The following is an 11,276-nucleotide window of genomic DNA, read 5'->3' on the forward strand; positions in this document are numbered from 1 at the left end:
CGAGGAGTTCGCCTGGACGGACGCGGACTGGACCGGACCGGCCGGCGTGGAGCACGACCCGGCCGCGCCCCAGGGCGGCGGCCTGCGCGGCGCCGTCCTCTACGAGCTGCACCCGGGCACCTTCACGGCCGCCGGGACCCTGGACGCCGCGATCGACCACCTGGACGAGCTCGCCGAGCTCGGGATCACCCATGTGGAGCTGCTGCCCGTCAACAGCTTCGGCGGCGCACGGAACTGGGGCTACGACGGCGTCGGCTGGTACGCCGTGGACGAGTCCTACGGCGGCCCGGACGCCTACCGCCGCTTCGTGGACGCCGCCCATGCGAAGGGCCTGGCCGTGGTGCAGGACGTGGTCTACAACCACCTCGGCCCCTCCGGGAACTACCTCGGCGTCTACGGCCCCTACCTCTCCGCGGACACCGGCTGGGGAGACGGCCCCAACCTGGACGGCCCGGACTCGGACGAGGTGCGCCGGTACATCCTGGACAACGTCCGCCTCTGGCTGCAGGACATGCATGTGGACGGACTCCGCCTGGACGCCGTCCACGCCCTGCGGGACTCCCGCGCCGTGCACCTGCTCGAGGAGATGGCCGCGCTGGCGGACGAGCTGTCCGCGCAGCAGGGCCGGCCGCTGCCGCTCATGGCCGAGTCGGACCTGAACGACGCCGCCTTCGTCACCCCGCGGAGCCGCGGCGGTCTCGGCCTGGCCGCCCAGTGGAACGACGACGTCCACCATGCGATCCACGTGGCCACCACGGGGGAGACCCACGGCTACTACGCCGACTTCGCCGCCCCCGGCGCCCTGGCCAAGACCGTGGAGGCCGGGTTCTTCCACGACGGCACCTTCTCCAGCTTCCGCGGCCACGACCACGGCCGCCCCGTGCCCGAGGACCTCCCCAACCACGTGTTCGTCGCCTCGATCCAGAACCACGACCAGGTGGGCAACCGCGCCGCCGGCGACCGCACCGCGGCCGCCCTGTCCGAGGGCTCCCTGGCCGCCGCGGCCGCGCTGCTGCTCACCGGCCCGGCCACCCCCATGCTGTTCATGGGGGAGGAGTTCGCCGCGTCCGCGCCCTTCCCCTTCTTCACCGCCCACCACGAGCCCGAGCTCGCCGAGAGTGTCCGGCAGGGCCGCCGCCGCGAGTTCGCCGAGCACGGCTGGGACGAGTCCCTCGTGCCGGACCCGCAGGACCCGGCCACGCGCGACTCCGCCGTGCTGGACCGCGCCGAGGCCGCCGAAGGCCGCGGCGCCCGCCTCCGGGGCACGTATCGGGAGCTCATCCGGCTGCGCCGGACGTTGCCGCACCTGACCGACCCGCGCCGGGATGCCACCTCCGTGCAGACCGCCGCGGACGAACGCTGGGTGCGCTGGGACCGCCGGGTGTCCACCGGAGGCGACGGGTCCGTCGTCGTGCTCCTGGCGGCGCTGGGGAGGAGCCGATGCCGCTGCCGGCGGATCTGGCCGGCGCCCCGATGCTCGCCGGCCATGACGACGACGGCCCCGCTCGCCGCGGTGCCCGACGTCCTCTCCGCCCCGGGGTTCGTCCTGGTGCAGGCTGGCGCCGCCGACTGACGGCGGGGCGGTGCGTCAGGCGTCGTCAGAGGCGAAGGGCGTGGGGATCGCCTTGAGCATGGTGGTGGTCGGGTGCAGGACCAGGGCGTCCTCGTCTCGGCGGGTGCGCAGGATCTGGGCGATGTAGTCCTCCACCGCCTCCCAGAACGTCACGTCCCGCTCCAGCCGCTCGGCCAGGTACCAGCGGTGCTCCAGCACCTGGTGCATGATCTCCGCCGGCTCCAGCTTCAGGCGCAGGTCCTGCGGGACCCGGCGGGACAGCGGCTCGAAGACCTCCACCAGCCAGCGGTGCGCCGCCTCGGACTCCGAGGCGCCGGGATAGACGGCCTGGCGGCGGGACTCGATGTCCTGCAGCAGCCGTCGGGCCTGGTTCTCCTGCACGTCCAGCCCGGTGAGCTGCATGAGCCGGCGGTGGTGGTGGCCCGGGTCCACCACCTTGGGCTGCAGGACCAGGCGGGCACCGTCGTCCACCGGGCGCAGGGCGTACTCCTCCACGTCGAAGCCGAGCTCGTTGAGCCGGCGGATGCGCTCCTCCACCTTCCACGCCTCGTCCGGGGCGAACTCCGTGTGCGCCGTCAGCTCCTCCCACAGGCGCGTGTAGGCCTCGACGAGCATCTCGGAGGTCTCGAACGGGTCCACGTCCGCGTCCGCCATGTCCCCGGCGGCCAGGTCCATCAGCTCCCCGGCCACGTTGGTGCGGGCCACCTCCAGGTCATGGGCCCGCTGCCCGTCTGAGAGCCGCTCGCGCAGCTCTCCGGTCTCCGCGTCCACCAGGTAGGCGGCGAACGCGCCGGCGTCCCGGCGGAACAGGACGTTGGACAGGGAGACGTCGCCCCAGAAGAAGCCCTCCAGGTGCAGCTGCACCATCAGCAGGGCCAGGGCGTCCATCAGCCGCACCAGGGTGGGGCGGCGCATGCGCTGGGAGAACACCGCACGGTACGGCAGGGAGAAGCGCAGGTGACGGGTCACCAGGACCGCCGGCAGGGGCTCGCCGTCCGCGTCCGTGCGGCCGGTGACCACGCCCACCGGCTCCACCGAGGGGACGTCCTTGCGCTCCAGGGCGCGCAGCAGGTGGTACTCCCGGAAGGCGAGCTCCTCGGTGGTCTCCTTCACCGCGACCGTGGCGTCGCCCAGGCGGGCGAAGCGCACCACGTGGCGGGAGATACCGCGGGGCAGGGCGGCCAGCACGGACTCCGGCCAGTCCGCCAGCGGGACGGACCACGGCAGAGTCAGCAGCTTCGCCGCCGGCCCGGAGGCGCGGCCGGGCGCCGTGATGGACAGGCCGGTTCCGGCGGTGCTGGCCATGGTGATGCTCCTTGCTGCGGCGGACGGGGGACCGGGGCGGGGCGTGACGCGCGCGGACCCGGACACCGATCCTCCCAGACGTGGCAAGTATGCTCACTGTCCAGACCACCCTGCTGACGGCCGATGCCGTCCTGTGCACCGCCGTGTGCCCGGGCCCGGAGGCCGGCGGGGACGCAGCAGAGTACACCCGTCCCTCAAGGAGGACCCGTGGCCACGAACAACTCCCGGAAGACGAAGGCCGAGCGCGTGGCCGACTCCCGCGCCCGCGCCCGTCAGATGCAGGAGCAGCAGCGCCGCAAGGAGCGCCGCAACCGCCGTCTCGCCATCTGGGGCACGATCGGTGCGATCGTGCTCGTGGTGGCCCTCGTGATCGCCTTCGTGCTCACCCGCGGCTCTCAGGACATCCCGGACCAGGGCCAGGCGGCCTCCGCCGCGAACCAGCAGGGCGGTGTGACCCTGACCGGCCCCACCGAGCTCGGGGAGCCGGCCGAGAAGCTCGGCGACGAGGTGGACGCCTCCGCCGTCCAGGTCCCGGAGGAGCCCGCGCAGGAGCAGCCGGAGTCCATCCCGGGCGCCGAGGAGCCCGCCGACGGCGAGCCGGCCCAGATCGTGGTCTACGCGGACTTCAACTGCTCGCACTGCTACGAGTTCGAGCAGTCCAACGCTGACTACCTGGAGGGCCTGCTGGACGAGGGCAAGGCGACCGTCGAGTACCGCATGGTCGGGTTCCTGGACAACCCGGGCAGCGGCAACTACTCCTCCCGTGCCGCCGCCGCGTCCTACTGCGTGGCCGACGAGGCCCCTGAGGCCTACGACCGCTTCGTGACCGACGTGTTCGCCACCTTCGCCGAGAAGCAGGGTCAGGGCCTGTCCGACGAGGAGCTCGCCTCCACCGCTTCGGACGCCGGCGCGGACATCTCCTCCTGCGTGGAGGACAAGACCTACCGCCCGATGGTGAAGTACACGACCGCCAAGGCCCAGGAGGCCGGCGTGCGCGGCACCCCGACCGTCTTCGTCAACGGCAAGAACTGGGCTGTGGACGGCAAGGACCAGTCCTTCCAGGAGTTCACCGACGCCCAGATCGAGGGCAAGTGATCTCCGCCGGGGCGCGCTGACCGCGGGTGCGCAGGACGGGCCGTCCTGAGCGCCCCGGCGACGGCGGTCGCACCCGGTACGCTGAGTGGACCCGCCGACGCGTTCGGCGGGTCCGCTGCGCCTCCTTAGCTCAGCTGGCCAGAGCATCTGTCTTGTAAACAGAGGGTCACCGGTTCGAATCCGGTAGGGGGCTCGCACAGGCGAAGGTCCCCCGGAACCGAGGTTCCGGGGGACCTTCGTCGTGTGGCCGCCGGTGAGGCGGACGGCTCGGGCGCGGTGCCGTCGTCGGGAGGCGCCCGGCCCCGAGGGGGACTCAGCGGAAGGCGGAGACGCCGGTGAGGGCGCGGGCCACGATCAGCGAGTTGATGGCGTAGGTGCCCTCGTAGGAGTAGATGGCCTCGATGTCGTTCATGACCTTCGTCATCTCGTAGTCGGCGACGATGCCATTGCCCCCCAGGGCGTCGCGGCCCAGCGCGGCCGAGGAGCGGGCCAGGCGGGTGGAGGTCGACTTCGCGGCGGCCGCGTGCATCATCACCAGGTCCCCGGCCTCGCCGAGGCGCGCGATCTGGCGCATCATGCCGGCCGAGGCCATGAGGTTGCCGGCGATCTCCGCGATGTGCTGCTGGATGATCTGGAAGCCGGCCAGCGGCTTGCCGAACTGCTCTCGCTCCAGGGCGTAGGAGCGGAGGATGTCGAACACGGCCTGTTGGGCGCCGACGCCCTGCCAGCCCACCCAGGCGCGGGAGGCCAGGAGCAGGTCGTTGGCCTGGGCGAAGGTGGTGGCGCCCGGCAGCAGGGCGTCCTCGCCCACCTTCACGTCGTCGAACACGATGTCCGCGTTCTGCATGATCTTCAGGCCGGTCTTGTGCTCGATCTTGGTGGCTCTGTAGCCCGGGTTGTCCGTGGGCACGAGGAAGCACTTGATCTGCCCGTCCGCGGTGTCCCGCGCCCAGACCAGGGCGATCTGGCCCAGGGTGCCGGCGCCGATCCAGCGCTTGGCGCCGCGGATGGTCCAGCCGTCCTCGGTGCGCTCGGCGGTGGTGGCCAGGCCGCCGGCGATGTCCGAGCCGTGCTCCGGCTCGGTGAGGCAGAACGCGCCGATGGCCTCCAGGGCCTCGAGCTTCGGCAGCCACTCGGACTTCTGCTCCTCCGAGCCGAGGTGCGCGATGGTGCCCACGATCAGCTCGTTGTGGATGCCCACGAGCGCGGACAGGGACAGGTCCACGCGGGCGATCGCTGCGTGCGCAAGACCCTGGAAGAGCGCGGAGGAGCCGTCCGTGAAGATCTTTCCCAGCCCCAGGGCGCCGAGGCCCGGGAGCAGGTCCGGGACGAACTCGTCACGGGTCCACGGCTCGATCACGGCCGGGCGCACCACGGTCTGCAGGTGCTCCTCGATCTGTTCCAGGCGGGTGCGCTCCTCGGCGGAGAGCTCGGCGCGCAGGTCGAGCAGGTCGGGGGTGGGCAGGTCGGCGGCGGTCTGGGACATCGTCCTCTCCTTCGGTGTGCGAGGGCACCGCGCGGGCGCGGTGCGGGTTCTTCCTCAGGGTGCTGCGGGTCACGCTGCTGCGGGGTCCGGGCCCCCTCCCGGTGAATCGCCGTTCACTGAGTGGAACAGTCTTCCGCGTGACCTGGATCACGCCTATGGTGGGGACGACTGAAAGCCCGATGTTCCGATCATTGTACGTCCACAGAGAGGTTCCACGATGACTGTGACCGACCAGCTCCGCTCTGCCCGCGACCTCCTCGTGCGGCACCAGCAGGACTACGACGCGGCCCGCCGCGAGTTCGAGTGGCCCCGCTTCACCGAGTTCAACTTCGCCACGGACTGGTTCGACCGGCTCGCCGAGGACCCGCAGCGCGGGCAGACCGACGCCCTCGTCATCGTGGAGGAGGACGGCAGCGTGCTGCGCCGCACCTACGCGGAGCTCTCGGCGTCCTCCAAGCAGGTCGGCGCCTGGCTGCAGCAGTCCGGTGTGCAGCGCGGCCACCGCCTGATCCTCATGCTGGACAACCAGGTCGAGCTCTGGGAGACCATGCTCGCCTGCATCCGCATCGGCGCCGTCATGGTCCCCACCACCACCCAGATGACCGCGGTGGACCTGCAGGACCGCGTGGACCGCGCCGAGGCCCGCTGGGCCGTGGCCGACGCCAAGAACCTGGCGAAGTTCCAGGACGTGGAGGGCGAGTGCACCCTCATCCACGTCCCCGGCCACTACGCCTCCGAGGCCGAGAAGGCGGCGCCGGAGGTCTCCGGCCGCACCGTCCTGTCCTACGCGGACGCCTACGCCGTGGACGCCGAGCCGACCCTTCAGGAGCCCACCGCCGCGGACGAGACGCTGCTGCTGTACTTCACCTCCGGCACCACCTCCAAGCCCAAGCTGGTGGAGCACACCCACACCTCCTACCCGGTGGGCCACCTCTCGACCATCTACTGGATCGGCCTGCAGCCCGGCGACGTGCACCTGAACGTGGCCTCCCCGGGCTGGGCCAAGCACGCCTGGTCCAACGTGTTCGCCCCCTGGCTGGCTGAGGCCACGATCTTCGTGCTCAACTTCGGCAAGTTCGAGGCCGGCACGCTCATGAAGGCCATGGCCGAGGGCGGCGTGACCAGCTTCTGCGCTCCGCCCACCGTGTGGCGCATGCTCATCAAGGCGGACCTGACCCAGCTGGCGACCCCGCCGAAGAAGGCGATCTCCGCCGGCGAGCCGCTCAACGCGGAAGTCATCGACCAGGTGCAGCAGGCCTGGGACGTCACCATCCGGGACGGCTTCGGCCAGACCGAGACCACCCTGCAGATCGCCAACACCCCGGGCGCGCGCATGAAGATCGGCGGCATGGGCCGCCCGCTGCCCGGCTACGAGATCGTCCTCATCGACCCGCTGACCGGGCAGGAGGCGGACGAGGGCGAGATCTGCGTGAAGCTCGATCCCCGCCCTGTGGGCGTGCTGAAGTCCTACTTCGGCAATCAGGAGAAGACGGACGAGGTCTTCCGCGACGGCGTCTACCACACCGGTGACATCGCCTCGAAGGACGAGCAGGGCGTCTACACCTACGTGGGCCGCGCCGACGACGTCTTCAAGTCCTCGGACTACAAGGTGTCCCCGTTCGAGCTCGAGTCCGTCCTGGTGGAGCACCCGGCCGTCATGGAAGGCGCGATCGTCCCGACCCCGGACGAGATGCGCCTGGCCGTGCCCAAGGCCTTCGTGACCCTCGCCGCCGGCTACGAGCCCACCGAGGAGACCGCCCGCGAGATCCTGCAGTACACGGTCACCAAGCTGCCGCCGTACAAGCGGATCCGCCGCATCGAGTTCCGCGAGCTGCCGAAGACCATCTCCGGCAAGGTGCGCCGCGTGGAGCTGCGCTCCGAGGAGGTCGCCCGCCACGGCGGCGAGCAGGTCGGCGGCGTCGAGTACCGCGAGGAGGACCTGGGCATCAAGCGCCCCCAGCGCTGACCCACGGTCCACGACGACGGGCCCGCACCTGACGCTGTCAGGTGCGGGCCCGTCGTCGGGAAGGGGGAAGGGCCATCAGGCCTGCTTCCACTCGGGCTTGCGCTTCTCGGCGAAGGCGCCCATGCCCTCCTTCTGGTCCGCGGTGGCGAACAGTGAATGGAAGATGCGGCGCTCGTGGACGATGCCCTGCTGCAGGGTCGTCTCGAAGGCGGCCGCGACGGCCTCCTTGGCCATCTGCGCGGACGGCTTGGAGAACGCGGCGATCTTCTGCGCGACCTCGCGGGCCTCGTCCTGGACCTTCTCGTCCTCCACCAGGCGGGAGACGAGGCCGATGCGCTCGGCCTCCTCGCCGTCCACCTGACGGCCGGTGAGCACCATGTCCATGGCCTTGGCCTTGCCCACGGAGCGGGTCAGGCGCTGCGAGCCGCCCATGCCCGGGATGACGCCGAGCTGGATCTCCGGCTGGCCGAAGCGGGTGCCCGGGCCGGCGATCAGCACGTCGGCCATCATCGCCAGCTCGCAGCCGCCGCCGAGGGCGTAGCCGGTCACGGCAGCCACGACAGGGGTGCGGACGCGGCCCAGGCGCTCCCACGCCTGGAACCAGTCCGAGGCGTACATCTGGGTGAAGGACCGGTCCTTCATCTCCTTGATGTCCGCGCCGGCCGCGAACGCCTTGGGGGAGCCCAGCAGCAGGATCGCGCCGACCTCTGGGTCCATGTCGAAGGCCTCGGCGGCCTCGACCACGGCGTTCATGGTGGCCTCGTTGAGGGCGTTGAGCGCCTTCGGGCGGTTCAGGGTGATGACCCCGACCCGACCGTCGGTCTCCGCCAGGATCACGGGCTCGTCAGCGGTGGTCTTCTCGGTCACGCGTTGTCCTCCTTGGACTCGAGGGTGGCCGACGCCTGGTCGGCACGGACGGTCTCGATGATGCCGGAGAAGTCCTTCCGGGCGCCATCGCCGGCGGCGTAGGCCTGGTAGAGGCGCTGACTGGTGCGGCCCAGCACGGCGTCCACGTTCTCGCGGTCCAGGGCGGACAGGGCCAGACCCAGGTCCTTCGCCATCAGCGCACCCATGAAGCCGCCGTCGAAGCCCCGGTTGGCCGGGGAGGCCGGCACGGGCCCGGGACCGGGCAGTTCACGTTCACGGACCAGCACTGGCCGGTGGAGGTGCTCATGACGTCGTACTGGACCTGCGGGTCCAGGCCCAGGCGCTCGCCCAGCACGAACGCCTCGGCGGCGCCGATCTGGGTGATCGCCAGCATCATGTTGTTGCAGATCTTCGCGGCCTGGCCCATGCCGTGGTCGCCGCAGTGGACGATCTTCGCGCCCATGATCCGCAGCAGCGGCTCGACCCGGTCGAACCCGGCCGGCTCGGCACCGACCATGAAGGCCAGCGTGCCGTTCTGGGCGCCCACCACGCCGCCGGAGACCGGGGCGTCCACGGCGTCGAAGCCGGCCTCCTTCGCCATCTGCGCGGCCTCCTGGGCCTCGGCGATGTCGATGGTGGAGCAGTCCACGAACAGCGTGTCCGCCTTCGCGGCGGCCAGCAGACCCTCGGAGCCGTCGGAGCCGGCGTAGGTCTGCTTCACCAGCTGCCCGTTCGGCAGCATCGTGATGACCACGTCCACGTCCCGCACGGCGTCCGCACCGGTCTCGGCGATCTGCACGCCGGCGGCGCGGGCGGTCTCCACGGCCTCCGGCACCGGGTCGAAGCCGGTGACCTGCACGCCGGCCGCCACCAGGTTCGCGGCCATCGGGCCGCCCATGTTGCCCAGGCCCAGGAAGGCCACCCGGCGGGCGTCCTCCGGGACCACCACGTTCTCGGTGTTCTCGCTCATCTCGGATTCCTCCTCGGCGGTCTGCGGGTCAGGAGCCCTCGGGCATCACGAACGAGGCGCCGGCACGGATGCCGGAGGGCCAGCGCGTGGTGACCGTCTTGGTCTTGGTGTAAAACTTCAGGCCGTCGGTGCCGTACTGGTTCAGGTCGCCGAAGCCGGAGGCCTTCCAGCCGCCGAAGGAGTAGTAGGCGATCGGCACCGGGATCGGCACGTTCACGCCGACCATGCCGACGTTCACGCGGGTGGAGAAGTCACGGGCGGTGTCCCCGTCACGGGTGAAGATCGAGACGCCGTTGCCGAACTCGTGCTCGGACGGCAGGCGCAGGGCCTCCTCGTAGTCCTTCGCGCGCAGCACGCAGAGCACCGGGCCGAAGATCTCCTCCTTGTAGATGCGCATGTCCTCGGTGACCCGGTCGAACAGGGTCGCGCCCACGTAAAAGCCGTTCTCGTGACCCTCCACGGTGGCACCGCGGCCGTCCACGAGCAGGTCAGCGCCCTCGTCCACGCCGGCCTGGATCAGGCCCTCGATGCGCTCCTTGGCCTGCGCGGTGACCACGGGGCCGAAGTCGGCGCCCTCGTCGTCCGAGGCGCCCATCTTCAGGCCCTCCATGCGCTCCCGGAGCTTGGCGATCAGCCGGTCCGCGGTCTCCTCGCCCACCGGCACGGCCACGGAGATCGCCATGCAGCGCTCGCCGGCGGAGCCGAAGGCGGCGCCGATCAGACCGTCCGCCGCCTGGTCCAGGTCCGCGTCCGGCATGATCACGAGGTGGTTCTTCGCGCCGCCGAAGCACTGGGCGCGCTTGCCCAGGGCGGTGGCGTGGGAGTAGATCGACTGGGCGATCGGGGTGGAGCCCACGAAGGCCACGGCCTGGACGGACTCGTGCTCGATCAGAGCGTCCACGGCGTCCTTGCCGCCGTTGACCACGTTGACGGCACCGGCCGGGATGCCGGCCTCGACGGCCAGCTCGGCCAGGCGCACCGGGACGGAGGGGTCGCGCTCCGAGGGCTTCAGCACGATGGTGTTGCCGGCGGCCAGGGCGCAGCCGGCCTTCCACAGCGGGATCATCGCCGGGAAGTTGAACGGGGTGATGCCGGCGACCACGCCGAGTGGCTGGCGGATGGAGTGCACGTCCACGCCGCGGCCGGCCTCGGAGGAGAACTCGCCCTTGAGCAGGTGCGGGGCGCCGGCGGCGAACTCCACGACCTCCACGCCGCGCTGGATGTCTCCGTGGGCGTCCGGCACGGTCTTGCCGTGCTCGCGCGCGATGGCGCGGGCCAGCTCGTCCGCGTTGGCGTTGATGAGGCGGACCCACTCCAGCAGCGCGCGGGCGCGGCGCTGCGGGTTGGTGGTGGCCCAGGTCTGGAAGGCCTTCTGGGCCGACTCCACGGCCTGGGCCACACGCTCGGCGCCGCCGAGCGAGACCTGGGCGGACACCTCGCCGGTGGCAGGGGTGAAGACGTCCTGCGTCGGCTCGCCGGTGCCCTCGACGCGCTGTCCGTCGATGAAGTGGGGGATCAGGGTGGTCATGGTTCGCCGTCCGTTCTGCTCGTCCATGAGCGTTCGATTCCGGAAGATCTGAGGCGGCCGAGGCACTCGCTCCGCACCGCGGAGTCGGGGTGTGGGCCACGTCTCAGGACGACCATACGCCCTCATGTCGCCCAAAACACTTTTATGTCCAACTTTCTGTCATCAGGGTCCGTCCGGCACCTTCGTGCGGCCCCGTGGCCGAAGGTGCCGGACATGGGCCGATCGTGCCGGGGGCAGGCACCATCGGACGAGGTTTCGAGACCATCGTCCAGGAAGGATCCGATCGGCTTCCAGCCCATGTCAGGAGCCCCTAGTGTCGCCTCCATCACCGGTGAGCCGAGGGGAATTGAGCGCTGCGTCGGTGGACACCCATCATCATCGTCAACAGGAGAACCACCATGGTGAATCCGACCCTGACCGAGCGCGGCCCGACCCGCCGCCTCGGCGCCACCCTGGCCGCCGCCGTCGTCGCCGGCTCCGCCCTCG

7 protein-coding genes, 1 tRNA gene and 1 pseudogene are annotated in these 11,276 nt (G+C 71.2%); 4 read left to right on the forward strand and 5 right to left on the reverse strand.

Annotation, left to right across the window (positions count from 1 at the left end; all coding sequences use genetic code 11):
• A partial coding sequence (gene treZ, locus AC2W7A_RS04770) for a malto-oligosyltrehalose trehalohydrolase (protein WP_485990351.1) occupies positions 1–1,573 on the forward strand: 1,573 nt, incomplete at its 5' end.
• A 15-nt stretch (positions 1,574–1,588) separates the two neighbouring features.
• On the opposite strand, the gene AC2W7A_RS04775 is transcribed toward treZ, so the two are convergent.
• A complete protein-coding gene (locus AC2W7A_RS04775) occupies positions 1,589–2,878 on the reverse strand; it encodes a DUF4032 domain-containing protein (protein WP_485990352.1) in 1,290 nt (429 codons plus the stop codon).
• A 207-nt stretch (positions 2,879–3,085) separates the two neighbouring features.
• Here AC2W7A_RS04775 and AC2W7A_RS04780 point away from each other — a divergent pair, with 207 nt between their 5' ends.
• Positions 3,086–3,973, forward strand: a complete 888-nt coding sequence (locus tag AC2W7A_RS04780; RefSeq protein ID WP_485990353.1) for a DsbA family protein — start codon at positions 3,086–3,088, stop codon at positions 3,971–3,973.
• A gap of 119 nt (positions 3,974–4,092) precedes the next feature.
• A tRNA-Thr gene (locus tag AC2W7A_RS04785) sits at positions 4,093–4,166 on the forward strand.
• Positions 4,167–4,286: 120 nt separating this feature from the next.
• Here AC2W7A_RS04785 and AC2W7A_RS04790 read toward each other — a convergent pair.
• Complete coding sequence (locus AC2W7A_RS04790) at positions 4,287–5,459, reverse strand: acyl-CoA dehydrogenase family protein (protein ID WP_485990354.1); 1,173 nt, start codon at positions 5,457–5,459, stop codon at positions 4,287–4,289.
• 217 nt (positions 5,460–5,676) lie between these two features.
• Between AC2W7A_RS04790 and AC2W7A_RS04795 the strand changes: the two genes are divergently transcribed.
• Complete coding sequence (locus tag AC2W7A_RS04795) at positions 5,677–7,425, forward strand: AMP-binding protein (protein ID WP_485990355.1); 1,749 nt, start codon at positions 5,677–5,679, stop codon at positions 7,423–7,425.
• A gap of 75 nt (positions 7,426–7,500) precedes the next feature.
• On the opposite strand, the gene AC2W7A_RS04800 is transcribed toward AC2W7A_RS04795, so the two are convergent.
• From AC2W7A_RS04800 to AC2W7A_RS04810, 3 genes and pseudogenes are all read right to left on the reverse strand, one after another.
• The gene (locus tag AC2W7A_RS04800; protein ID WP_485990356.1) at positions 7,501–8,292 is read right to left on the reverse strand and encodes an enoyl-CoA hydratase; all 792 of its coding nucleotides are present in this window, start codon (positions 8,290–8,292) and stop codon (positions 7,501–7,503) included.
• Positions 8,289–9,262 (reverse strand): annotated as a pseudogene (gene mmsB / locus AC2W7A_RS04805) (3-hydroxyisobutyrate dehydrogenase). The gene AC2W7A_RS04800 and the pseudogene mmsB overlap by 4 nt, the downstream one beginning before the upstream one ends.
• Positions 9,263–9,290: 28 nt before the next feature.
• On the reverse strand, positions 9,291–10,817 hold the full coding sequence (locus AC2W7A_RS04810; protein WP_485990357.1) for a CoA-acylating methylmalonate-semialdehyde dehydrogenase: 1,527 nt from the start codon (positions 10,815–10,817) through the stop codon (positions 9,291–9,293).
• Positions 10,818–11,276: the final 459 nt, after the last annotated feature.

It is taken from the genome of Micrococcus sp. LASM2_SD2 (assembly GCF_057364565.1).

Bases quoted from the DNA above. Each gene is read 5' to 3' on its own strand.
- AC2W7A_RS04775 (WP_485990352.1), bottom strand. From the start codon at position 2,878: ATGGCCAGCACCGCCGGAACCGGCCTGTCCATCACGGCGCCCGGCCGC.
- AC2W7A_RS04810 (WP_485990357.1), bottom strand. From the start codon at position 10,817: ATGGACGAGCAGAACGGACGGCGAACCATGACCACCCTGATCCCCCAC.
- AC2W7A_RS04795 (WP_485990355.1), top strand. From the start codon at position 5,677: ATGACTGTGACCGACCAGCTCCGCTCTGCCCGCGACCTCCTCGTGCGG.
- AC2W7A_RS04790 (WP_485990354.1), bottom strand. From the start codon at position 5,459: ATGTCCCAGACCGCCGCCGACCTGCCCACCCCCGACCTGCTCGACCTG.